Origin of the sequence: Tenacibaculum singaporense (genome assembly GCF_003867015.1) — a bacterium.
Lineage (GTDB): Bacteria > Bacteroidota > Bacteroidia > Flavobacteriales > Flavobacteriaceae > Polaribacter > Polaribacter singaporensis.
In genome coordinates, this window is the sequence record NZ_CP032548.1 from 1994727 (window position 1) to 2018933 (window position 24207).

20 protein-coding genes and 1 riboswitch are annotated in these 24207 nt (G+C 33.7%); of the genes, 11 read left to right on the forward strand and 9 right to left on the reverse strand.

Annotated elements, in window-relative coordinates:
- Window positions 1–46: 46 nt before the first annotated feature.
- The 4 genes from D6T69_RS08820 to cysM all read left to right on the forward strand — a co-directional run bounded on the left by D6T69_RS08820 (window position 47) and on the right by cysM (window position 3245).
- Complete coding sequence (locus D6T69_RS08820) at window positions 47–1102, forward strand: NAD(P)/FAD-dependent oxidoreductase (RefSeq protein ID WP_124589042.1); 1056 nt, start codon at window positions 47–49, stop codon at window positions 1100–1102.
- Window positions 1103–1238: 136 nt separating this feature from the next.
- The gene (locus D6T69_RS08825; protein ID WP_125067393.1) at window positions 1239–1574 is read left to right on the forward strand and encodes a 2Fe-2S iron-sulfur cluster-binding family protein; all 336 of its coding nucleotides are present in this window, start codon (window positions 1239–1241) and stop codon (window positions 1572–1574) included.
- Window positions 1575–1596: 22 nt separating this feature from the next.
- A complete protein-coding gene (gene epsC, locus D6T69_RS08830) occupies window positions 1597–2340 on the forward strand; it encodes a serine O-acetyltransferase EpsC (protein WP_125067394.1) in 744 nt (247 codons plus the stop codon).
- A 20-nt stretch (window positions 2341–2360) separates the two neighbouring features.
- The gene (cysM, locus tag D6T69_RS08835; RefSeq protein ID WP_125067395.1) at window positions 2361–3245 is read left to right on the forward strand and encodes a cysteine synthase CysM; all 885 of its coding nucleotides are present in this window, start codon (window positions 2361–2363) and stop codon (window positions 3243–3245) included.
- Window positions 3246–3520: 275 nt separating this feature from the next.
- Here the strand turns inward: cysM and D6T69_RS08840 are convergent, their stop codons facing one another.
- The 3 genes from D6T69_RS08840 to rsgA form a co-directional block, all read right to left on the reverse strand.
- Window positions 3521–5251: a hypothetical protein gene (locus D6T69_RS08840; RefSeq protein ID WP_125067396.1), complete on the reverse strand. Its 1731-nt coding sequence runs from the start codon at window positions 5249–5251 to the stop codon at window positions 3521–3523.
- Between the two features lie 242 nt (window positions 5252–5493).
- Window positions 5494–6126: an NAD(P)H-dependent oxidoreductase gene (locus D6T69_RS08845; protein ID WP_125067397.1), complete on the reverse strand. Its 633-nt coding sequence runs from the start codon at window positions 6124–6126 to the stop codon at window positions 5494–5496.
- A gap of 506 nt (window positions 6127–6632) precedes the next feature.
- Window positions 6633–7700: a ribosome small subunit-dependent GTPase A gene (rsgA, locus tag D6T69_RS08850; protein WP_125067398.1), complete on the reverse strand. Its 1068-nt coding sequence runs from the start codon at window positions 7698–7700 to the stop codon at window positions 6633–6635.
- A gap of 702 nt (window positions 7701–8402) precedes the next feature.
- Here rsgA and D6T69_RS08855 point away from each other — a divergent pair.
- Window positions 8403–8906: an ecotin family protein gene (locus tag D6T69_RS08855; protein WP_206197799.1), complete on the forward strand. Its 504-nt coding sequence runs from the start codon at window positions 8403–8405 to the stop codon at window positions 8904–8906.
- A gap of 139 nt (window positions 8907–9045) precedes the next feature.
- Here D6T69_RS08855 and D6T69_RS08860 read toward each other — a convergent pair whose 3' ends face one another.
- The 3 genes from D6T69_RS08860 to D6T69_RS08870 all read right to left on the reverse strand — a co-directional run bounded on the left by D6T69_RS08860 (window position 9046) and on the right by D6T69_RS08870 (window position 12445).
- Entirely contained in the window at window positions 9046–9504 is a 459-nt protein-coding gene (locus D6T69_RS08860) for an SRPBCC domain-containing protein (protein ID WP_125067399.1), read from the reverse strand.
- 190 nt (window positions 9505–9694) lie between these two features.
- Window positions 9695–11677 (reverse strand): monovalent cation:proton antiporter family protein, encoded by a 1983-nt coding sequence (locus tag D6T69_RS08865; protein WP_125067400.1) that lies wholly within the window; start codon window positions 11675–11677, stop codon window positions 9695–9697.
- 339 nt (window positions 11678–12016) lie between these two features.
- Window positions 12017–12445 carry a hypothetical protein gene (locus D6T69_RS08870; protein WP_125067401.1) on the reverse strand — a complete coding sequence of 143 codons (429 nt, stop codon included), beginning with the start codon at window positions 12443–12445 and terminating at the stop codon, window positions 12017–12019.
- Window positions 12446–12819: 374 nt separating this feature from the next.
- Window positions 12820–12924, forward strand: a riboswitch (SAM riboswitch).
- A gap of 50 nt (window positions 12925–12974) precedes the next feature.
- On the opposite strand from D6T69_RS08870, the gene D6T69_RS08875 reads away from it, so the two are divergent.
- The 4 genes from D6T69_RS08875 (at window position 12975) to D6T69_RS08890 (ending at window position 19017) form a co-directional block, all read left to right on the forward strand.
- Window positions 12975–13991: a homocysteine S-methyltransferase family protein gene (locus tag D6T69_RS08875; RefSeq protein WP_125067402.1), complete on the forward strand. Its 1017-nt coding sequence runs from the start codon at window positions 12975–12977 to the stop codon at window positions 13989–13991.
- Between the two features lie 3 nt (window positions 13992–13994).
- Window positions 13995–16670, forward strand: a complete 2676-nt coding sequence (gene metH, locus D6T69_RS08880) for a methionine synthase (protein WP_125067403.1) — start codon at window positions 13995–13997, stop codon at window positions 16668–16670.
- Window positions 16671–16908: 238 nt separating this feature from the next.
- Window positions 16909–17865 (forward strand): methylenetetrahydrofolate reductase [NAD(P)H], encoded by a 957-nt coding sequence (metF, locus tag D6T69_RS08885; protein ID WP_125067404.1) that lies wholly within the window; start codon window positions 16909–16911, stop codon window positions 17863–17865.
- A 363-nt stretch (window positions 17866–18228) separates the two neighbouring features.
- Window positions 18229–19017, forward strand: coding sequence for a PhzF family phenazine biosynthesis protein (locus tag D6T69_RS08890; protein ID WP_125067405.1), 789 nt, complete (start codon window positions 18229–18231; stop codon window positions 19015–19017).
- 119 nt (window positions 19018–19136) lie between these two features.
- Here the strand turns inward: D6T69_RS08890 and D6T69_RS08895 are convergent, their stop codons facing one another.
- Window positions 19137–20144: a formimidoylglutamase gene (locus D6T69_RS08895; protein WP_125067406.1), complete on the reverse strand. Its 1008-nt coding sequence runs from the start codon at window positions 20142–20144 to the stop codon at window positions 19137–19139.
- A gap of 1 nt (window position 20145) precedes the next feature.
- Window positions 20146–21378, reverse strand: a complete 1233-nt coding sequence (hutI, locus tag D6T69_RS08900; RefSeq protein WP_125067407.1) for an imidazolonepropionase — start codon at window positions 21376–21378, stop codon at window positions 20146–20148.
- A gap of 49 nt (window positions 21379–21427) precedes the next feature.
- Between hutI and D6T69_RS08905 the strand changes: the two genes are divergently transcribed.
- Entirely contained in the window at window positions 21428–21853 is a 426-nt protein-coding gene (locus D6T69_RS08905; protein ID WP_125067408.1) for a DUF3995 domain-containing protein, read from the forward strand.
- A gap of 44 nt (window positions 21854–21897) precedes the next feature.
- Here the strand turns inward: D6T69_RS08905 and D6T69_RS08910 are convergent, their stop codons facing one another.
- A complete protein-coding gene (locus D6T69_RS08910; protein ID WP_206197800.1) occupies window positions 21898–22149 on the reverse strand; it encodes a hypothetical protein in 252 nt (83 codons plus the stop codon).
- A gap of 577 nt (window positions 22150–22726) precedes the next feature.
- Between D6T69_RS08910 and D6T69_RS08915 the strand changes: the two genes are divergently transcribed.
- Entirely contained in the window at window positions 22727–24133 is a 1407-nt protein-coding gene (locus D6T69_RS08915) for a glycosyl hydrolase family 18 protein (protein WP_125067410.1), read from the forward strand.
- Window positions 24134–24207: the final 74 nt, after the last annotated feature.

A 24207-nucleotide genomic window follows, 5' to 3' on the forward strand; every position in this document is an offset into this window, starting at 1 on the left:
AGAGAGAGGTCACTGAGCGTAGTCGAAGTGACAAAATAAAGAGAACATGATACAAACAGATATATTAATTATTGGAGCAGGTCCAACAGGGCTATTCACCGTTTTTGAAGCAGGATTGTTAAAATTACGTTGTCATTTAATTGATGCCTTACCACAACCAGGAGGGCAGTGTTCAGAAATTTATCCAAAGAAACCTATTTACGATATTCCAGCATATCCAGAGATCTTAGCAGGAGATTTAACTAAGAATTTGATGGAACAAATCAAGCAATTTGAACCAGGGTTTACCTTAGGTGAGCGTGCAGATACTATTGAAAAGCAAGATGATGGAACATTCATTGTAACCACTAATAAAGGAACCAAACACCAAGCACCTGTTGTAGCTATTGCAGGAGGACTGGGAAGTTTTGAACCTCGTAAACCACCGATTCCAAACATTGCTGATTTTGAAGATAAGGGAGTAGAGTATATGATTAAAGAACCAGAACTGTATCGAGACAAAGATGTAGTAATTGCTGGAGGTGGAGATTCTGCCTTAGATTGGTCTATTTTCTTAACAGATGTAGCAAAATCGGTAACCTTAATTCATAGAAGAAACGAGTTTAGAGGAGCGTTAGACTCTGTAGAAAAAGTTCAAGAATTAAAGAATTTAGGAAAGATAAACTTAATTACACCTGCTGAGGTAAAAGCAGTATTAGGAGAAAATCATGTAACAGGAGTTGTGGTAGAAGAAAAAGGGAAAGAACCTTACATGATAGATACCGATCATTTTATTCCATTATTTGGATTGGCTCCTAAGTTAGGGCCGATTGCCAATTGGGGATTAGAAATTGAAAAGAATGCTATAAAAGTAAACAATGCGCTAGATTACCAAACGAATGTAGAAGGTATCTATGCCATTGGAGACGTGAATACTTATCCAGGAAAACTAAAATTGATTTTATGTGGATTCCATGAAGCAACACTCATGTGTCAAAGTGCTTACAAACGTATTCATCCAGATAAAAAATATGTAATGAAATATACCACTGTTGGCGGTGTAGACGGTTTTGATGGAACCCGAAAAGAAGCACCAAAAGCGGTAGTAAAAGCAATTCAATAATTGGGGATTAGGATGAAAGTAGTTAGGAACTGAGCGGATAAGTTTGTTGTAATTACAAGTTTTAAGTAAGAACTCCTTCACCAACAAAACTAAAATAGCCTACCTAACTACTGATTCCTTTAAGAAATTGTTACAAATGGATAATCAAGACATCAATATAAAAATAACAGACCGTGATGGTGTAATGCATGAGGTAGTTGCTCCGACAGATATGGCAATGAACTTAATGGAAGTAGTTCGATCATACGAATTAGCTCCTGAAGGAACTATTGGAATCTGTGGAGGAATGGCGATGTGTGCCTCGTGTCAATGTTATGTAAAATCGAACCATGAATTGCCAGAAATGAATGACGATGAAGATGCAATGTTAGCAGAAGCTTTTCATGTAGAAGAGAATAGTCGATTAGGGTGTCAAATTCATATAACTCCTGAATTAGAAGGGTTAGAAGTAGTATTAGCACCTGAAAATTAGTTATTTTAGTAAAAAAGAGTAGATGCAATTCAAACAATACGATTTATCATTAAAAGATGATGTAGAAGTTTTTACCAAACAATTATTTTATGCATTGTTTAATGATGCGTGCCAAGAAAAAGCAAATCATTTAAAAGAAAAGTTTGAAAAAATTTTAAAAGGGTTAGCTGTTAAAAATGCTTCGGAAGTATGGACAGCATACCAACAAACGTTTTGTGAAATACGAGAAAAGTTAGATTTAGATGCCAAAGCATTTGAAAAGACCGATCCTGCCTGTAAAAGCTTAGGAGAAGTGTATTTAGCCTATCCAGGGTTTCACGCTATTGCTGTATATCGATTGAGTCATGAATTGTATAAAATGGAAGTTCCGATTTTACCAAGAATGATGAGCGAATATGCGCATGGATTAACAGGAACAGACATCCATCCAGGAGCAACCATTGGCGATTCGTTTTTTATAGATCATGCAACAGGAATTGTGATTGGAGAAACCACGATTATTAAAGAAAACGTAAAAATATATCAGGGAGTCACCCTAGGAGGAATTCAAGTAAAGAAAGAATTAGCATCCACAAAAAGGCACCCAACCATTGAAAATAATGTAACCATTTATGCCAACGCAACTATCTTAGGAGGCGATGTAGTGATAGGAAGAGATAGTATAATTGGCGCTAATGTTTGCGTAACCACCTCTGTACCCGAAGGATCTATTGTAACCTATGAGTCAGAAAATAAAATAACCACTAGAAAATCCTATGTTAAGTGATGTAGGTACGAAAATCAACCATGAAAACTAAAACAATTATAGATAGTATAGGGAATACGCCATTAATAGAAGTTTCAAACATTCTTCAAAAAGAAGGCGTAAAGCTATTATTAAAACTAGAAGGAAATAACCCTGGTGGAAGTGTAAAAGATAGAGCAGCTTTTAATATGATTGCGGAAGCTATTAAAAGGAAAAATATCCGTCATGGAGATTATTTAGTAGAAGCAACTAGTGGAAACACAGGAATTGCGTTAGCACTCATGGCAAAAGTTTTAGGAGTAAATATGGTATTGGTAATGCCAGAAAACTCTACTGAAGAACGTGTAAAAACTATGCGTGCTTACGGAGCTGAGGTTATTTTAACGGATGCAGAAAAAGGTATTGAAGGTTCTAGAGATGTAGCCTTAGAATTACGTTACAAAAAAGGCTATTTTATGTTGAACCAGTTTGAAAATACTGATAACTGGAAAGCACACTATAAAACTACAGGCCCAGAAATTTGGAACGATACCGAAGGAACAATAACGTATTTTGTTTCAGCGATGGGAACCACAGGAACCATTATGGGAGTGTCTACCTATTTAAAAGAACAAAATCCTGAAGTACAAATTGTAGGAGCACAACCTAAAGACGGAGCTAGAATACCAGGAATTCGTAAGTGGTCGCCAGAATACCAACCAAAATTTTTTAATAAAAGTAAGGTAGATCAAGTGGTAGAGTTAGATGAAAATGATGCTAAAAACATGACTAGAAAGTTAGCACAAGAAGAAGGAGTTTTTGCAGGAATGAGTAGTGGAGGAGCAGTACATGCAGCGCTTGAAATAGCCAAAACTATTGATAAAGGGGTAATTGTTGCGGTAATTTGTGATAGAGGCGATCGTTATTTATCTTCGGATTTGTTTTAACTTAAAAAACAAAAAAATGTATCAGTTCTAGGAGTCTGATACATTTTTAATCATTAGGTTAAATATTTTTATTGTATTGAATAAGCTCTATATAATTCTTTCATGTTTTTCATTGAAAGTCGGCTACATTGTGTATATATAGTATTGTAATTAATACTTTAAAATTAGTGTAATTATTCGGGGTTTCTAGCTTGAATCTTGGATTGTTATTCCAGAAAATAAAGACTGTCTGTAGTATTTTTATTTGTAATATACATTGTGTTTGGCATAGTGCTTTATTTTAATTCTTTATTAATGGATTCTATTGATCTGGTTAATTCTACTATTATAGTCTTAAATTTTTGTTCATTACTCAATTTATCTAAATTATATTTTTTTAGCGTTTTCTCCAAGTCTTTACTTTTTCTATGAGCAACACTAGAGGAACGTAATGATTGTATCATATTAAACGGAGTAATTAGTGAATTAATATAATCTTCATTTTCAATAGTTATCGATAAAAGTTCATAAAAAAGAGCTAGTAAACCTTTAATAGGTTTGTCATTCATACCTATATCTCCTATTTTTTTTCCTGTTAATTTAGTAAGAATTTTGTAATTAAATGAGTCAGTAGTAACTTTAGCTAAGGCTAATATTTGTTCATCTAATTCTTTCCATTCATCAGTTACAGGAATATGTAATGTAGTGAAAAGATGTAGGTCGTCTTTGGCTAAACTTTTAAATAACTCTTCTCCGTTTAAAGATATAAAGCTTTTTTGAAGCCTTTCAAAAGACTGTTTAAAATGTAGGATTGGAGCTTCTTCTATTTTAGGAGAAGCAAACTCAGCGAGAAAATCTCTTTTATATCGATGACCCGATATTTTTCCTTTAGGAACAACATTAAATTGTCTCCAATGAAGTTGTTCGTTATAAGTAAGGTTACGACCAATGTCACCTAAATAGACTTGAATTAAATTTTCTTGTGTCAAGTCAATTTCTATTCGCCAAAAAATCAAATACTTAATTGAATTTTCAGAAGTGTCATATTTTTTTGGTTCAGAATAATATTTTTGAAGCAATTCTCTTTTAAAATATACAGGGGTTAGAAAGTGTGGAGTTCCTTTGTCTTCAAAATAACTGCTTAATTTATTTGGTTGACAGGTTGATTTGATTTCCTTACCATTTTCATCTCTTCCAATTATGAAATCAAGAAATTCATTTTGGTCTTTTTCAGTAGAACATTCATGTGATTCTGCTTCAGAGTATGGTTTAACAATATCTTTTCCAAGTAATCTTGAAGTACTTTTTATATTATCGTATTGAATGTCAGTTCTTAAATCTAATTCAAAAAAAGACATTGTGTTTGAAAGCTCAAACGTTTTAAACTTCTTTTTTAAGAAGTCTGAAATATCATTTTTTGATTGTCTTCGATGGTCATGAAATCGAGCTAAATAAACACCTTTAACAGCTAGATAATCTTTTAATGTATGTGTGTCTATTAAAAAAGTTTCCTCCTTTTGGGTTTTTATGTGTTTGATAACTGTTTTAATTTCACCTTTATCATTAATGGTTTGATATTCATTTTTGTCTTCTACCCAAAAGCAATTATAATACAATAAAAAATGTTCAATGATTTGAAAACGGTCTGGGACATAACCATAAAAGTATCTTTTGAATACAAAAGGGGTATATATAACACCGTTTAGTTTAGCTTTAAGTCCATCATCATATTCTTTGTTCTCATAAGGTTTTTGGTATTTTTCTGGAATACCAAATTCAGTATTTATGAACCAATGAGAATCGGATAGAAATTGATTTAATGATTGTTCATTTACCTTTATTAAACAACTTGTTATAAAATAACTTTCAAGCTTTTCTGTTTCTTTACTTTGGGCAAAAACAACCCAATCCTTTTGAACATTGTTATTTTCAGAAAGCCAATCATTAAAGGATAAAAAATCAATTTCTGATTTATTAAGATTTGTCTTTTCAAAATCTTTAATGATATTTGGTATTCGATTATCCATTCAGTTCATGTATTATGTCGAACTTGTTTATATACGCATAAAATACATCGTTATACAACCAAAAGGGGGTATAAGTGCATCTTTGCTGTTTTTTATTTTTGTTGCTATCTCCTTGTTAAAGAAATTAAAAAAGGAAGTGGCAGCAATTTTATTCTTTTTTAGTAAGCGCTAGCCAATATAAAACAAAATAAGAAACCGTACAAAAAATGTACGGTTATACTATTGTATTTCAAGAGTTGTAATTACTTATACTCTATAAAAAGACTCTCTATAGGCTTTCTTACTTTGTGAGTGTTTTGTGAACTATCTTCGTCAGAACGATAACCAACAGGAGCAACTACAGCAGCATTTAACCCAAACTTATCCAAGTCTAATATTTTGTTATAAGCTTCGGCATCAAATCCCTCCATAGGACAAGCATCTATTTTAAGTTCTGAGCAAGCATTTAGCAAATTGCCCAAAGCAATGTAAACTTGGTTAGAAGTCCACCTATTTTTTTCAACCAAAGTTCTGCTCGTAACGTCAGACTTAATAAAATCAGCATACTCTTTAAAATTAGAAATGTCTACTTGTTCTATTTCAGATTTTAAAGAAAAATAAGCATCTATATGGTCATTGGTAACCTTTGAATAATTGCAAAACACAAACAAGTGAGAAGCATCAGTAATTTGACTCTGTCCGTAAGAAACAGCTTTTAATTGTTCTTTTATTGCACTGTCTTCTATAATCAAAACGGTATACAATTGCAGACCGTAAGAAGAAGGAGCTAATTGAATCGCTCTCTTTAAAAGTTCTATATTCTGTGCTGAAACTTTTTTAGAAGCATCAAATTTTTTAGTGGCATATCGCCATTCTAGGTTGTCTATTAAAGTCATACTATAATTGTTTAAGAATATGACAAAAGTAGAAGAGGAGTAGCTACAACGCCTTTACATATGTTGATTCCACAATTTTTAACGTACTTTTTCTTTCTCAAAGGAGTTAGGGGTGAAAATCTAAGTAAACGGAACCGTCAGCGAGTTTCGCTGGTCATTCCTCAACACAACGGAATCATCAGCGCGTCACGCTGGTCTTTCCTCAATGCAACGAAACCATCAGCGCGTCACGCTGAGTTTTCCTCAAGGCAACGGAATCGTCAGCGTGTCACGCTGAACTTTCCTCAATACAACGGAACCGTCAGCGCGTCACGCTGAACCTTCCTAAGAACAAATAAACTAAGTTTTGAATGTAAACAAACAGTTTTCTATTAAACAGGTAAAAATTACTGTGTGTAAACAAGTAATAATTGAGCTACAGGTTTTTAGTTACAAAGCTTTTACTACATAAAAAAAGCGGTTTGAATAGGAACTCAAACCGCTGTTATCTATGCATCTAGTTCTGTTTAGTATTTACTAGACTTTTTAATTTTTTTAAAATGTTTGACCATTTTTCCAAAATCTTTCTCCCTTTTCCTTTTTTCAGCAACAGTAGCTTCAAAATGCTCTTTTTCTCTCTTCATTTTTAAATAGTTATTATAAGAAGAATCATCGATTTCTCCAATTTCAAGAGCTTCAATAACCGCACATCCAATTTCTATAGTATGTGTACAGTCTTTAAACTTACAATGTTTAGAATGTTCAAAAATTGTTTCAAATGTTTTTTCTAGACCATGCGATGTATCTGTTATTCCAACTTCTCTCATTCCTGGGTTGTCAATTAAAATGCCGCCGTTATCAAGAAGTATAAGTTCCCGATGTGTAGTTGTATGTTTCCCTCTTTTAGAAAAGCTACTAACATTTTTAGTATCCATCAATTCTTTGTTTGCAAGTGTGTTAACGAGGGTTGATTTACCAACACCAGAGGAACCTAAAAGACAATATGTCTTACCTTTTACTATAACTTCTTTTAGCTTCTTATAACCTTGTTTAGAGGTATTACTAATTGCAATTACAGGTACCTTGTTAATCCTCTTTTTTAAGGTAGCTATCAATTCATTTAGTAGAACTTCGTTTATCAAATCAATTTTAGTGAGAATAATAAAAGGCTGAATGTTTGATGTATTACAAATGGTAAGGTACCTTTCAATTCTATTGATACTAAAATCTCTATCAACTGCCTGCATAATTAAGGCGTAATCTATATTTGTCGCAATTATTTGTAAATCGCCAAAATGACCAACTGCTTTTCTTGAAATAATTGAATTTCGAGGAAGTACCTTATGAATTATAGTACTATAAGTATCATATATTATTAATGCAACCCAATCTCCTACAGCAGGAAAATCTTCACGGGTATTTGCAGTATATCTTAAGTTTCCTGTAATTTCTGCGTCAAATTCGCCTTCTTCTGTTGTAACAACATACCGTTCCTTATGCTCCGAAATAATTCTTCCAATTTCAAAGTCTTCTAAGTTATGTTCAATCTTTAGTTTTTCTATCTTATCGTTATATCCGAAATCTTCTAGTTTCATATTTTAAGTATTGTAAAATATAGCAAACACTTAAATTCTTCATTAATGAAATGAATTTAAATATATAAGCGTTCACAATTAATGTGTTTATATGTAAAATGTAAATAAATAAGAATACTCCAGATGATATCTGAAGTAAATAGTGGTGATAGCCTTAAGAAAATTGACTATCTATTTTACAATATCCGAATACGATATAGATGTAGTAGACATAAAATTATATTAGAAGACAAAGTTATAAAAAATATCTTTTTGAAGTTTACAGAAAAAAAGAATGCTTTACGTTATTGTTTTAAGAACTCTTAAATATTTAGTAACTTTAATGTAAGTTACTAAAAATGATTACATGAGAACTCTCTATACCTTAATTGGAATAGCATATCTTCTGTTCGTAGTGGTGACGTCGTACATGATTTTAGTCGAACCACTCATAAACGCATGTAAAAAAAGTAAGGCATAAAAATAATATGTTATTTACAAGTGTTTTTCTTTGCTAGGGATAGCATCAAAAGTGGTAACCATAGCAATAAATATTAAGTATTTAGCATAAGGTTTTAAACGAGCAGAGAATGTGTTTGTATTCTAACATCACTTTTCATAGTTGTTAAAAGAATGGTAAATGATTTAACAATGAATACAAAAGTCTTAGTTAGATGAACTTTTGGCATGCATATTGAAAAGCTCTAGGAAAATTATTTTATTATGAGAACAATTTCAGTGCAAATCAACAAATTATTTTTAATAGCATTCTTAACTATTACTTCTATGTCAGTAGGACAAACATCTTTAAAAAAAGTAGATGCATCAATATATCCTAAACCAGAGAAAGGATTTAAACAAATGGTTATAGAAGTTCCTCATTCAGCTAACGATAGTAATAAAAAAATAGAATTTGTTATTGGAAAATGGATGGAAGTAGATACTTGTAATAAACACGGTCTTGTAGGAAGTATAGAAAAAAAGGACCTTAAAGGATGGGGATATTCGTATTATAATTTTACTACTGATGGCGGAGTTATATCTACCAGAAAAGCTTGTTTTGAAAGTAGTACAGTCAGAAAGTTTGTTGCCAGTCAACCAACAACAGTAAGATACAACGGGAAATTACCAATTGTTATTTATATTCCAGAAGGTTACGATGTTCAGTTTAAGATATTCAAGGCAGAAGATGATGTGTATCATGCAAGTGAGGTAAAACAAAAATAAACTTAATAGCACTGTGATTTATTCCAGATTTATATAATAAAAGCAGCAAATACTATTTGCTGCTTTTCTTTTTTATAGAATTACTACACTACTTTTTTTCTTTAATAGGTACTGCTTTATATGAGATTTTATCTATGTGCTATTTTTCCGAAAGCTCTTTAAGTTTATTTAAGGCTTTATCCCAAGTTGAGTTAAAATAATCAAGGTATTCTTCCGCTGTATCACATTCTACTGTTACCGTTGTAACTCCGTTCTGCTCATGGAATGAATAATTTTCTAGGGAGCCTGCCCATTTTTCAATCTCAGGACCTTCGGTAATTTCGTTTTCACCATCTAACATCCCGTAATGGCGAATGGAAACAAACTGAAATGGAATATTGTCTGCAATTTCAGAGACCATTCCACCTTTTTTACCATTTTCATCCGTTCCTACAAAATAGATTTTACTTCCTTTTTCCCAGCTTCCTTCATAGGTTGAAGTTGGATTGAATTCAGCTGTCCATTGCTCATAGGTTTCAATAGTATCAATACCAAGCATTGTATTGTATACCTTTTCAGCAGAAGCATTAATGTCTTTTTTAAATTGTAGCTTTTTCATGGTTAGTGTATTGGTTAAAGATTTTTTAGTCTTGTCTATACAAGTGGGTAATAGATACCAACGGTTTTGTATAACTGTTAGTTATGGGATTAAAGTTAGTGATTTTCTGTTTTTTATTTGGGAACTTATGGTTGAATTAATATTAGAATTGTTTTTTCATAGTTAGCCAGTGTTATCTCTGTCTTGATTTTTATTTAATTATTTTATGAAATTGCTCAATCTTGTTTTGATTTCCCTGAACATAGATAATATCACCTTGTTTTAACACTTCTTCTGGGTGAATAGAATCTAGTACTTCATTTTTTCGCTTAATACCCAAGATATTTATTCCATGAACTGCCCTCAGATTCAATTCTTTTAAAGGTTTTCCTAAAAACATATTACTGTCAGAATTTAGTCTTAAGCATGTTATATTGAAATCGGTAATGTTTTTGGGTCGATAAGTTTTTGGGTGTTTAAGTTCTCCTTTAAATAGCTGATAGTTGTCAGCACGTACTTTATCCACAAGTAGGTTAATATCATCTTCAGGAACAAGGAAGTTTTGAAGCACGTGAGTAAATATTTGTACAGAAGTTTCAAATTCTTCTGGTATCACTTCGTCAGCACCCAATGCGATAAGTTCCGAAGTTTCTTTTACATATCTTGTTCTAACCACAAGATAAAGTGATTCTGAATGATACCTAATATTTTTAATTATTGTTTTAGTTGCTGTATTATCTGAAATCGCTATCACTGCTGCTCTGGCATCAGAAAGGTGAACAGCTTCTAGTATATGATCTTGAGTAGCGTCACCAAAAATGATTGGAAGTCCCTTGAATTTTTCCTGACGAACTGTTTCAGCATTCATTTCAATTACAACAAAAGGAATATTGCTTGCTGCGGCTGCTTTCGCTAAGTTGCTACCATTTATGCCATAACCAATAATTATAAGATGGTTTTCCAAATTAAGATCTCCTATTTTTGATATATTTTTATCCAAGACTAATGTAGGGGCAACCCCCATTTTTTTAGAAACTCCAATAAAATTGTTAACTATCCTTTCAGAAAAAATGATTACGAATGGAGTTAACATCATTGAAACAATTGATACAGATAAAAAATATTGATTGGTTTCCGCACTTAATAAATTGTACTCAATACCTACTTTGGATAATATAAAAGCAAACTCACCGATCTGAAAAAGGGAAAGACCTGTAAGTAAAACTGTCCTTGTAGGATATTGTAGTGCAGCAACTGCAATACTTGCAATAATGGATTTAGTTATAAATACCAAAAGCACTAAAAGCATTATTGTTGGAATCTTGTCAAGAAAAAAACTTAGGTCAAGCAGCATACCTACTGAAACGAAAAAGAAACTGGTAAATAGCTCTCGAAATGGTAGAATAATACTGGTTGCTTGATGACTGTATTCGGATTCTGAAATGATTAAACCTGCAATGAAAGCTCCTAAAGCTAAGGATAAGCCAATTTCAGAGGTAAAAAAAGCAATAGCGAAACATAACGTAAATGTTACCAAAAGGAATAATTCCTTACTATTGGTTTTTGCTACAGCATGCATCAATTTGGGTACGATATAGCGAGCACTTATTAATGTAATTACTATCACAATAACAGACTTTACAACCAATGAGAGAATGCTCATTCCAACGTTTGTTGATTCACCTGCAATAAGCGGTGTAATAAGCATCATGGGAACAATAATAATGTCTTGAAAGATTAGGATTGCAAGTGCATTTCGACCATGTGGTGTTAAAATTTCCTTTCTGTCTTGAAGCGTTTTTAGAACAATTGCTGTACTTGACAATGAAAAAAGAAAGCCAACAAAAACAGATTCATTCCATGAGTATCCAAGGAAATAATAGATGACTCCTGTTACTATTGCAGTCATGCCAACTTGAAGAAACCCTCCAATAAAGATGGTTTTCTTTATTGAAGCCAATTGTTTTATAGATAGCTCCATTCCAATTACAAATAACAGAAGAATTACTCCGATTTCAGATAAAACTTCAACTTCTTCTACAGCATTGATAAGGCTAAGTCCATAAGGACCAATTACTATTCCTGTGAGCAGAAAGCCTATAATAGATGGGAGTTTAAGTTTTTGAAGCACAAAAACAATTATGGCAGAGAACCCGAGAAGTATAAGTATGTCTTGTAATAATGGTATATGCATCTGTTTACTTTCTCTTTGAGTTGTTTATATTTTTTCCTTTGTACTCACCTTTGTCCACAAAATTGCAATAGCTAATTTTATTACGATTCATAATATTACCTGTTAAGTCAAGTATAATGGTCTAACTGTCTTAGTTTCTGTCTCCTTTACAAGGAAATGCAACGTGTGTTGGGGTATGATTTTCTGCCGTAAACCGAAGATAACAAATTTGTTAGAAATTTTTGGTAGAAAATTTAGCTACAATGAATTATAGCCAGCGTTTGCTGTAGTTTTTATTTTCAAATAGAAAAGGCTATCAATTCAGACAGCCTTTTCAATAATTTATTTATCAATTCTTTATTAGTTTCCAGCACTTAAAGAATAACTTCCGTCTCCATTAAATGACATAACTGTAATTGTTACCGTCCAATTTCCAGGCTCACCAGCTTGTGTAACTCCGTCGATAGTATCAGGTTCAGTTCCGCCATCCAGAGTTCTGTCAAGTACTACAGTTCCTTCTGAATCCGCAACTACTATATTAAATGTACCAGTTGTAGTAGCAGTTATATCAGCATTATAGTCAGCTGTAGCCAAATTATTAGTCCAGTTTATTGTTCGCGACGCATTTCCACCGTCTCCAGTAAAATCACCACCAATGTCGCCTGATGGACCTTCGTTGACGGTTATATTCGCAGTAGGTCCATCGTCATCTGAACAAGATGAGAATGTTCCAATAAATAATACCATTGCAGTAAAAATTGTAAGTAGTTTAAAATTTGAGGTTTTCATTTTATTCATTTTTGTTATTCCACTTTATTATAAAACAACTAAGTAGATAAAACTCCCGAACTGAAAACGTAATTATTTTAAATTTATTTTTAAAAATCAGTTAATCAGTTTTTTATATGCTAGTAATTTTTTTTTAAATGGTGGCTAACTTGTTACAAAAGAACTAAAACGTCTTTTATCGATGCAATTAAAAGTGATTAGTAGAAGTTTTTAGCAATTTTCACTTTTCTTGTTTCAAGTACCCAAGATAAAACAAAATTATTTTGTTGACTAGTAGCAAAAGGCTCTTTTTTATTTAGTTATTTAATTATGAAAATAAAAATTGGGTAAATAAAAAATAATACTATAACTTTGCCCCGTTCATTAACGTATTGATGTTATCAAGAAAGGTGGAGGGAATAGACCCTTTGAAACCTTAGCAACCCTTTGTGCAAACAAAGAAGGTGCTACATTCTACTGCTTCGGCAGAGAGATAACGAAAAGAATTTTATTTCCTCTTTTCCTGATAACAGTACACTAAATATCAGGAATGTCAAACATTTATCAAGAAATACAAAAACGTATCCTCGTACTCGATGGCGCTATGGGAACCATGCTTCAGGAATATAAATTTACTGAAGAAGATTTTCGTGGAGAACGTTTTAAAGACTACCCAACACCGTTGCAAGGAAACAATGATTTGTTGTCCATTACGCAACCCGAAGCCGTAAAAGAAGTACATAGAAAATACTTTGCGGCAGGAGCAGACATTGTAGAAACCAACACCTTTTCAGGAACTACCATTGCCATGGCAGATTACCAAATGGAAGAGTTGGTATACGAGTTAAATTACGAGTCTGCTAGAATAGCCAAAGAGGTGGCCGATGAATTTACAGCGAAAGAACCACATAAACCTCGTTTTGTAGCAGGCTCTATCGGACCTACCAACCGTACCGCAAGCATGTCACCTGATGTAAACGATCCAGGGTATAGAGCGGTAACTTTCGACGAATTACGCATTGCCTACAAACAACAAGTAGAAGCCTTAATTGATGGTGGTTCAGATATTTTGTTGGTAGAAACGGTGTTTGATACCCTAAATGCCAAAGCCGCTTTATTTGCCATTGAAGAGGTAAAAGCGGAACGAAATATAGAAATTCCTATCATGGTTTCAGGAACCATTACCGATGCTTCAGGTAGAACATTATCAGGACAAACAGCAGAGGCTTTTCTGATTTCAATATCACATATTCCGTTGCTATCTGTAGGATTCAACTGTGCTTTAGGAGCCAATTTATTACAACCTCACTTAGAAGCAATTGCCTCTAAAACAGAGTTTGCTATTTCTGCACATCCAAATGCTGGATTGCCTAATGCCTTTGGAGAGTATGATGAAACTCCAGAAGAAACAGCGGAGCAAATAGAAGAATATTTAAAGAAAAACTTAATTAACATTATAGGAGGGTGCTGTGGTACCACGCCTAAACATATTTCAGCTATCGCAGCAATAGCAGCGAAGTACAAACCACGAAAAGCTGAATTTGTTGCAGCAGTACAAAATAGTTAGTAGATGAGTGAGGAAAGACGATACATGAAATTATCGGGGTTAGAACCGTTAATTATAACACCCGAAAGTAACTTTATCAATGTAGGGGAGCGCACAAACGTAGCAGGATCGCGTAAATTTCTTCGATTGATTAAAGAAGAAAAGTTCGATGAAGCCTTAGCGATTGCGCGTCATCAAGTGGATGGAGGAGCGCAAATCATCGACATTAATATGGATGATGGTTTGATAGAAGGAAAAGAAGCGATGGTACGCTTTTTAAACTTAATAGCTTCTGAACCTGATATTGCCAGAGTTCCTATTATGATTGATAGTTCTAAATGGGAAATCATCGAAGCTGGATTACAGGTAGTACAAGGAAAATCGGTAGTAAATTCCATTTCTTTAAAAGAAGGAGAAGAAAAATTTATTTGGGAAGCTACGCAGATAAAACGATATGGAGCTGCTGTAATTATCATGGCTTTTGATGAAGTAGGACAAGCAGATACTTACGAGCGAAGAATAGAAATAGCAGAACGTTCGTATAATATATTAACTGACATTGTTGGTTTTCCGCCAGAAGATATCATTTTCGATTTAAATATTTTTCCTGTAGCTACGGGAATGGAAGAACACCGAAAAAATGCGTTGGATTTTATTGAAGCTACCCGTTGGGTACGCGAAAACTTACCACATGTAAGTGTAAGCGGAGGAGTAAGTAACGTATCATTTTCTTTTAGAGGAAACAACGTCGTTCGTGAAGCGATGCACTCGGTATTTTTATACTATGCCATCAAAGCTGGGATGAACATGGGAATTGTGAATCCGACCATGTTAGAAGTCTACGATGATATTCCGAAGGATTTATTAGAACATATTGAAGATGTTGTTTTAGATAGAAGAGACGATGCTACAGAACGCTTATTAGAATTTGCTGAAACGGTAAAAGGAACTAAAAAAGAAAGTAGTGAGCAAGTTTTAGAATGGAGAAGTTTGCCACTTCAAGAACGCATTACACACTCTTTAGTAAAAGGAATAGACGCTTTTATAGAAGAGGATGCTGAAGAAGCCCGTTTGAGTGTAGCAAAACCACTACATGTAATTGAAGGACATTTAATGACAGGGATGAATGTAGTAGGAGACTTGTTTGGTGCTGGAAAAATGTTTTTACCACAAGTTGTAAAATCTGCCAGAGTAATGAAGAAAGCCGTAGCCTATTTGAACCCTTTTATTGAAGCAGAGAAAAGCGAGGAACAACAAGCTATCGGAAAGATATTGATGGCAACGGTAAAAGGAGATGTGCATGATATTGGTAAGAACATTGTATCCGTAGTATTAGGTTGTAACAATTATGAAATTGTCGATTTAGGAGTCATGGTTCCACCAGAGAAGATTATTGAAACTGCTAAAAAGGAGAACGTAGATGCTATTGGTTTAAGTGGATTGATAACACCTTCGTTGGATGAAATGGTGTATTTAGCCAAAGAAATGGAACGTCAAAATTTGGAAATTCCTTTATTGATTGGTGGAGCAACAACCTCGAAAGCGCATACCGCTGTAAAAATTGATACGCAGTATAAAAATGCAGTGGTACACGTAAACGATGCGTCAAGAGCAGTAACCGTTGTAGGAGATTTATTGAATAAAGAAACCTCAAACGAGTATGTTGCCAAGTTGAAGAAAGATTACGAAGAGTTTCGAGATAAATTCTTAAAACGAGGAAAACAGAAGCACTACATACCGATTGAGGAAGCTAGAGAGCGAAAATTCAGAATAGATTGGGAGGCTACTAACATTACTAAACCAAAAGAATTAGGAGTACAAAAGCTAGAGCAAGTAAGTTTAAAAGACTTAGTACCGTATTTTGACTGGAGTCCGTTTTTTCGCTCGTGGGATTTACATGGAAAGTTTCCTGATATTTTAGAAGATGAAGTAGTAGGAGTAGAGGCAACCAATTTGTTTGCAGATGCACAAAAAATGTTACAACAAATCATAGAAAAACAAGCATTAAAGCCCAAAGCTATTTTTGGTTTGTTTGAAGCGAATTCTATGAATGACGATGACATTTCAGTTCAAAAGAAAGGAAAAGAAGTCGCAGTATTTAGAACTTTACGTCAGCAATTAAAAAAGCGTGAAGGTAAACCAAGTTTTGCTTTGGCAGATTTTATTGCGCCCAAAGAAACAGATAAAACGGATTATATAGGAGCTTTCTGTACCGCCATTTTTGGTGCTGATGAATTAGCATTACAATACAAAGAAAATCACGATGATTACAATGCAATTATGGCACAAGCCATTGCCGATCGTTTTGCTGAAGCTTTTGCTGAATACTTACACCACAGAGTGAGAACGAAACATTGGGGCTATGCATCCGAAGAAAACTTAACGAATGATGAGTTGATAAAAGAAGCGTACAAAGGTATTCGTCCAGCACCTGGGTATCCTGCATGTCCTGATCATTTAGAAAAAGAAACGATTTGGCAGCTTTTACAGGTAGAAGAGAACATAGGAGTAAGTTTAACAGAAAGTTTAGCTATGTGGCCTGCAGCGGCCGTTTCAGGATATTATTTTGCTAATGAAGAAGCTAAGTACTTCGGTTTAGGTAAAATAACAGACGATCAAGTAAGAGATTTTGCAGAACGGAAAAACATAGCCTTAGAAAAAGCTAGAAAATGGTTACATCCAAACATATCAGACAATTAATAATAACTTTAAAATAAACAAACAAAAGAGCGTATTTAATTAACAATAAGTTTTAAGTTAGGTAAACTAAAAACTACAAAACAGTAGTAATATTGCCATATAAAAAATCAATAAAATTAGACAAATGAAAAAGTATAATTTAGAGATTCGATTTGCAATACAGCTACTGGTAATGGCAGCAATATCGTTAATTGCAGCTTCATTGGTATAGTTAAATACGCCTTTATAAGATACACTTATGAAGGTAATAGAACATTTAGAAAAAGCTAACGGAGCATCGTTGTTTTCGTTTGAAATACTTCCGCCATTAAAGGGAGATACAATAGAGTCAATATTCAAAAATATTGATCCGTTAATGGAGTTTAATCCTCCGTTTATAGACGTAACCTATCATCGTGAGGAATACGTATATAAAGAGTTAGGAGACGGACTGTTAAAAAAGCAAGTAGTAAAAAAACGTCCAGGTACTGTTGGTATTTGTGCGGCGATTCAAAATAAATATCAAGTAGATGCTATTCCGCATATTTTATGTGGAGGGTTTACTAAAGAAGACACTGAAAACTTCTTAATTGACCTCGATTTTTTAGGAATTGATAACGTTGTTGCATTGCGTGGTGATGCAGTAAAAAGCGAAACTTATTTTAAACCTGAAAAAGATGGACATGCATACGCAAGCGAACTAGTTACACAAATAGAGAACTTAAATAAGGGTAGGTATTTAGATGATGATTTGCAAAACTCGTCAAAAACCGATTTCTGTATTGGAGTAGCTGGATATCCTGAAAAACATATGGAAGCACCAAGTTTAGATTCTGATATTCACTTTTTAAAGAAGAAAATTAAAAACGGAGCTAACTATGTGATAACACAAATGTTTTTCGACAATCAAAAGTATTTTGAGTTTGTAGAAAAATGTAGAGAAGAGGGAATTACGGTTCCTATTATTCCGGGGTTAAAACCAATCTCAACCAAAAAACAATTGAATTTAATTCCGCATCGTTTTAAAGTTGACTTACCAGATGCTTTGGTAAAAGAGGTTGTGAATTGTAAGAGTAACGCAGAGGTACGACAAGTAGGAGTGGAGTGGTGCATTGCTCAAAGTAAGGAGTTACAACAGAAAGGAGTGCCTATTTTACATTATTACTCAATGGGAAGATCAACTAATATTCAAAAAATTGCGGAGGCTGTTTTCTAAATAAATAGTCATTTCGAGAGAAACGAGAAACCGTAAGGTTCAGCGAAGCTAAATCTCATTAAAGTGAGTAACTCATTTTCTTAAGATTTCTCACTCTTCGTTTCACTCGGTTCGAAATGACAAACAGTCATTACGAGGAGTATACGACGAAGTAATCTGTTTATCGATTTACAGATTACTTCACTTCGTTCGCAATGACGTGAACAAAAGCTCTTTTGAAGTTATATTACTAACGTCATTCCGAACGGTAGAGAGGAATCTCATCCAAAAGAGTAAGAAGTTTTATTGTTATTATGACGTGGTTATCTCTTTTATAAAACAAAACTGAAAGCAATATATTTACATAATTAAACAAAGAAAAAGATGAAATTACCATTATATCAAATAGATGCTTTTACAGATAAAGTATTTGGAGGAAATCCTGCCTGTGTTGTTCCGTTACAAAATTGGCTGCCAGATGATGTTCTTTTAAAAATAGCTAAGGAAAATGCTGTGGCAGAAACAGCCTTTTTTGTTGATAAGGGAGAGAAAATACACCTAAGATGGTTTACTCCAGAAATTGAAATGGATTTGTGTGGACATGCTACACTTGCTACTGCCCATTGTTTGCACTCAATTTTAAACTACCCTCATAACAAAATAGTATTTGAAACCTTGAGTGGTGATTTAACTATTACCATTCAAGAAGACTTTTATTCGATGGATTTGCCCTCTCGAATGCCTGTTGCTTCTAAGTTACCTGAAATTATTCAGAAGTCTTTAAATATAGTACCTAAAGAGGTTTTAAAGTCGAGAGATTATGTATTGGTATATGATTCAGAAGAGGAAATAAAAAATGTGAAAGTAGACAGACAAACCTTTGATCAAATAAATCTAGATCCAGGTGGTGTAGTAGTTACAGCTGTAGGAGATAAATCCGATTTTGTGTCAAGATATTTTACACCACAATCTTCTATTTTGGAAGACCCTGTTACTGGTTCTTCTCATTGTTCATTGGTACCATTTTGGAGCTCTCGATTGAATAAAGATAATCTTGACGCAATACAAGTTTCTGAAAGAGTAGGAGTATTAAAGTGTCAAAATAAAAAGGATCGGGTTATAATTAGTGGTAAAGCCAAGACATATTCAGAAGGAAACTTGTGGATAGAATAACTAGTGTTTAAGGAATCGTCATTTCGAACGAGGTATGAGGAGGAATCTCATTAAGTTAAGTTACTCATTTACTTAAGATTTCTCACACTTCGTTTCACTCGGTTCGAAATGACGTATAATTAATTGCTTTTAGCCTTTATAAAATCAGAAATTAAGTAGCTGATATACTTTCCTACTTGTCCGTTAGCAATATCATCTTTAACTACAGTAGGAGCACCTTCACAAATATGCAAATAAGAAGCATTTTGTAGCTTTCCAAAATAATGTGTAAATCTACGAGTTTGCTGAGGAGTAAATCCGCTAGGTGTCATAGCACTACTAGGGAAGTGTTGCACACAATCCAAATCAATTTCAATTCCGAAGGGAGCGTTTTCTATAAAACTTTCAGCACGTTGTAATTCACCTTCAAAAGAAGTAGACTGATATACTTCTAACTCTTCAAAGGTGTTGTACTCTAAGTTTAAACTATCGTGAATCATTTCAAAAATATACTGAGGTGTATAGTTCTCATGCAACCCGAACATAAAGTAATTTTGAATAAAGCCTTCTTGTAAGGCGTATGAAAATCCGTTACCGCTATGACGTTCTTCTAAACGACGTAAATCGGTATGCGCATCTAAGTTAATCACATTTACAGGTTGATTTTTCCCTTCAGAAAGCCCTTTAATATTTCCGTAAGCATTGTTGTGTCCACCACCAATGATAATAGGAGTTTTTCCACTCTCAACAATTGTTCTGATAAGTTTAGAAAGCTCTTTATCTATCGCTTTTACTAATAAATCACCTTTTTCTCTATCAGAAATATCAAAGCTATAAACCTCATCTAAACAGTCTAAATAGCCTAACACTAAGATGTTTTTCCCATCAATAAATTGATTTTGTTGGGTGTTTAAAAATGATTTTAAAGCGGGAATAAAAGCAGTATGTGCGCCACCATTTCCACCATTCATACGAACACCAATATCTTCTGGAACTCCTAAAATAACAAAAGAAGCATCTGAACTTTCAAGTGCTGATTGTAGTTCTTTTTTAGAGTCGATTACAGCAACGCACTCTCCTAGTTTTGTTTCTCCTTTACGTGGGGTTACAAACTCTTGTATATCTTTTTCGTTGAATATTGTTAGCATATTACACCTCTTTTCCGTTGATGAACACTGAATCAATTAAATTACTTCCGAATGAATACGGTAAAAACCCATACGAAGGAATTTCTTTTGTTAGGATTAAATTCGCCTTTTTTCCTTTGGTAATACTTCCAACCTCATCCGATAAGTTCATTGCATACGCTCCGTTAATGGTTGCTGCATTAATGGCTTCTTCTGGTGTCATTTTCATTTTAATACAAGCAGTTGCTACCACAAAATTCATATTTCCTGATGGAGTAGACCCTGGGTTGTAATCGGTTGCTAGTGCTAACGGTAACCCTGCATTCATAATATCACGAGCTGGGGTGTACGGAATACTTAAAAAATACGAACAAGAAGGTAAGGCAACAGGCATTGTTTGACTTTCCTTTAAAGCTTCAACATCTTCTGAGTTCATTACTTCTAAGTGATCTACCGACAACGCATTGTGTTTTATACTTACTTGTACACCACCAATACTTGTAAACTGGTTTACGTGTACTTTTGGCGTTAATCCGTATTGTTGCGCAGCAGTTAAAACTCTGTCTGTATCTTCTACTGAAAAGTAACCCGTTTCACAGAAAGCATCTACAAAATCCGCTAAATTTTCTTCAGCAACTTTAGGTAACATTTCTTCAATAATTAAATTGATGTACCCTTCTTTATTGTTTTTATATTCGGTAGGGAAGGCATGTGCTCCTAAAAAAGTAGCTTTGATAGGAATGTTATAATTTTCGCGTAGCTTTTTTATAACACGTAACATTTTTAACTCAGCGTCTACGGTTAAACCATATCCTGATTTTATTTCAACTGCTCCCGTACCTAAAGCAATCACTTCTTCTAATCGTTTTGCCGATTGTTGGTATAGTTCTTCTTCTGAAGTTTCTTGTAACTTCTTAGCCGAATTTACAATACCACCACCACGATTGGCAATTTCTTCATAACTCAATCCGTTAATTCTATCCACAAATTCTTGTTCACGATTGCCTGCATATACAATATGTGTATGCGAATCGCACCAAGTAGGTAACATCATTTTACCAGTACAATCCACAGTTTTATCGGCAGAAGTAGGGGCTTTTTTCATGCTTCCATAGTCGGTAATAATACCATTTTCAACCAATAAAAAAGCATTTTTTATAGTTGGTAAAATGTTCATCGAAGCTCCTGATACTTTTTTTGTACTTGTTTCTCTAATTTGGATTAATTCTTTGATGTTTATGAATAAAGTTGTCATGTTAAATGCTTAAATTTGTTAGACAAACTTACGGTAAAAACTACAATTTATGGTACATTTTTTAGGAGTGATTTGTGTTTTAATTCTCTTTTTTATCTCGCTAATTCACGTTTATTGGGCTTTTGGTGGAACTTTATGGGTAAATGCTGTTATACCAACCAGAACAGCCAATGAAAAAGCAATGAATCCGCCTAAACTACTAACGTTTGTAGTAGCTTTGGTTATCAGTAGTTTTGCTGTGGTGTATGCAGAAAAAATACAACTATTTACGTTGCATTCAATGCCCACATGGCTAAAAGAGTATGGACTTTATGTGGTAGCTAGTATTTTTCTCATTAGAGCTATAGGAGATTTTAAGTATGTAGGCTTTTTTAAGAAAGTTAAAGAGACAGAGTTTGCCATAAACGATACCAAGTATTTTTCTCCACTATGTTTATTTTTAGGTGTGGTTGGGTTGTTGATAGCGTTTTTGTAAATAGTTTTGTACTAGCAATTATTTTTATACAGTATTGTAGCTTTTTACGCAATATTTATATTAATATCCAATAGCTTTTGTTTTAATTCTTCCATAGTTCCTTTGTATTCCCAATACATAACTCTACCATGAGAAGATTTTACTAAAATATATTTTTCGCTAATTGATTGTATACGCTCTATAGAGATAATTTTTTTCATATAATCAGTTTCATTGAAAACCTCTTCAATCTCTTTATTTTTATCATCGTATCCATGAACAATGATGCCTAATTTTACTTCTATTTCTATAAACATTATAATATTTTTTTCGATTTAAAATTGTCTAAATATGTGTTTTACTTGAAGGTAAATATGGTTAACTGTTGATTTTTTTAGTTTGCTGGTTACTCTTATATATTGTTCCTGTTATATATAGGGCAATTAACAATTTTTATCCTTCCAAATATAAAAAATAAACACAAGAGCGAATACAGTTTTTATCGGAAAGACACTTCTTGTTTAAGGAGAGTAACTTCAAACAAGTATAGGGATAGGAATAGATGCGTGTGTAGAAAAATGTTTGTTAGCATAGTATGGCGTATTCTTTTAAAGGTCTTGTACATCAGTTAGTTATGTGTTTTTCTTTTATACATATAATATGTGTGTTCGTGATTGATTATCAGTCGTTTACTACCTTTTTTTTTAAATGTATTTATCAATTTCTCAACTTTATAATAGCAAATGACATAAAATAATAAGTACAGTAGGGGGATTTAAAAAACTGCATTCATACTCAGGTAAAGCCTAAAAGTTTGTTAGATATACAATGTATTTGATTAGGTTTTTAATCTGATGTCGAAAATAATTTAGTAAACATTAAATAGAATATATTATGAAAAATTCTCAATTCCCCTACGGCATTAACGCTTGGATCTTTTTAAATGAAGATGAACCACCAAAGACGAACTACAATAGTCCTGACAGCTGTTTTCAATCGCTTATTAAATACAAAGTATATGACAGTGTAACATCTCTTGGAATTGCTTTTTTTGAAGTGGTTCCCGCCACCAAAGGTTCAACCATTAAAATGGGAGACTCATCACACCCAGGTGGGCTTACGAATCAAGATTATTTAAATTATGTATTAAGAGATGCTCGACAAGTGAATCCGAATATTAAGTTTTTAGCAACGATGGTATATTCGGGAGATAATACATTGGCATCAATTTTTTCACCTGGTGGAAACGAACAAGAAGAAGCAACTAATTTTGCTAATAATTTGGTAGCTTATTTAAAAGAGAATGGAATGAACGGATTGGATGTTGACTGGGAAGGTAATGTGTCTACACGTATGACTCAATCTCAATTTAAAACGTTGTTTTCTACGATTCGCTCAGTGTTTGATAAGCAGCCAGTAAAGTATTATTTATCGTTTACTCCTGCATGGCCAACTAATTCGATTGATTATCCAACCGTAAATAGTGCGTTTGATTTTGTATCACCTCAGTTTTATGATGGCATGCCATTATCTGAATTTGTAAGTGCTGGAATATCGCCAGAGAAAATTGGTTATGGTGCGCAGTTTGAACCAGGAAATGCAGCACCTAATTCTAGTGCTCAACAAGTTTGGAAGAAAGTTTCTAATGGTTTTACCAGTAACGGAACTTCTTATGATTATCAAGATATTTTTATGTGGCGTTTTAACTCTGGAAACTTCCAGTTTGAACAAGCCCAGTTTATGATTCTTAATCAGTTAGCCAATCCATTACCAAGTAATACATTTGATGATACTCCGATAGTTGGAGCGGCTGGGAATCCAAACATTACGCAAATAACGATTCGTTCGGGTGATGTACTAGATGCTATTCAGACCGTAAATACTGGAACTGGACCTTACAATACGGGTACTCAGGGTAATAATACAGGTGTATTTACTTTGTTACAGCATGGTGGAGATAGTGGAGTAGCTAAAACGATAGATATTCCGTTAAACGATCCAATTGTGGCTGTTTCTGGTTATACAGGTGTGTGGTATGGTTGGCGATGCGTATTACAAATAACTTTAATAGGTAAAAGCGGAGCTTCTTATGGTCCTTTCGGAACTATGAATGGTTCAGCTATGCAAACACCTTTTAAACAATCTGCTGAGGCAGGACAAAGTTTAGTAGCATTTAAAGGTGCTACTGTAAGCGTTCCGTTGGCTAATGGTAGTCATACAGAAGTTATTGCCAGTTTAAATGCTGTTTTTGCTAAGCCTTTTGTAGCTCAGAAATTAAACGAAAAGACGCTTTCTCTTTAAGTTTTAGTATAGTAAAGAGTATATAAGATACTTTTAAAATAACATAGGCTATGTGTTATTAAAGCGGCATATAG

Coding starts and splice junctions, on each gene's coding strand:
- D6T69_RS08860 (WP_125067399.1), bottom strand. CDS start 9,504: ATGAAAAAGCTACAATTTAAAAAAGACATTAATGCTTCTGCTGAAAAG.
- D6T69_RS08910 (WP_206197800.1), bottom strand. CDS start 22,149: ATGTTTATAGAAATAGAAGTAAAATTAGGCATCATTGTTCATGGATAC.
- D6T69_RS08840 (WP_125067396.1), bottom strand. CDS start 5,251: ATGGATAATCGAATACCAAATATCATTAAAGATTTTGAAAAGACAAAT.
- D6T69_RS08825 (WP_125067393.1), top strand. CDS start 1,239: ATGGATAATCAAGACATCAATATAAAAATAACAGACCGTGATGGTGTA.
- D6T69_RS08820 (WP_124589042.1), top strand. CDS start 47: ATGATACAAACAGATATATTAATTATTGGAGCAGGTCCAACAGGGCTA.
- D6T69_RS08890 (WP_125067405.1), top strand. CDS start 18,229: ATGAAATTACCATTATATCAAATAGATGCTTTTACAGATAAAGTATTT.
- D6T69_RS08845 (WP_125067397.1), bottom strand. CDS start 6,126: ATGACTTTAATAGACAACCTAGAATGGCGATATGCCACTAAAAAATTT.
- D6T69_RS08895 (WP_125067406.1), bottom strand. CDS start 20,144: ATGCTAACAATATTCAACGAAAAAGATATACAAGAGTTTGTAACCCCA.
- D6T69_RS08905 (WP_125067408.1), top strand. CDS start 21,428: ATGGTACATTTTTTAGGAGTGATTTGTGTTTTAATTCTCTTTTTTATC.
- D6T69_RS08875 (WP_125067402.1), top strand. CDS start 12,975: ATGTCAAACATTTATCAAGAAATACAAAAACGTATCCTCGTACTCGAT.
- D6T69_RS08855 (WP_206197799.1), top strand. CDS start 8,403: ATGAGAACAATTTCAGTGCAAATCAACAAATTATTTTTAATAGCATTC.
- D6T69_RS08865 (WP_125067400.1), bottom strand. CDS start 11,677: ATGCATATACCATTATTACAAGACATACTTATACTTCTCGGGTTCTCT.
- D6T69_RS08915 (WP_125067410.1), top strand. CDS start 22,727: ATGAAAAATTCTCAATTCCCCTACGGCATTAACGCTTGGATCTTTTTA.
- metH (WP_125067403.1), top strand. CDS start 13,995: ATGAGTGAGGAAAGACGATACATGAAATTATCGGGGTTAGAACCGTTA.
- rsgA (WP_125067398.1), bottom strand. CDS start 7,700: ATGAAACTAGAAGATTTCGGATATAACGATAAGATAGAAAAACTAAAG.
- metF (WP_125067404.1), top strand. CDS start 16,909: ATGAAGGTAATAGAACATTTAGAAAAAGCTAACGGAGCATCGTTGTTT.
- cysM (WP_125067395.1), top strand. CDS start 2,361: ATGAAAACTAAAACAATTATAGATAGTATAGGGAATACGCCATTAATA.
- D6T69_RS08870 (WP_125067401.1), bottom strand. CDS start 12,445: ATGAAAACCTCAAATTTTAAACTACTTACAATTTTTACTGCAATGGTA.
- hutI (WP_125067407.1), bottom strand. CDS start 21,378: ATGACAACTTTATTCATAAACATCAAAGAATTAATCCAAATTAGAGAA.
- epsC (WP_125067394.1), top strand. CDS start 1,597: ATGCAATTCAAACAATACGATTTATCATTAAAAGATGATGTAGAAGTT.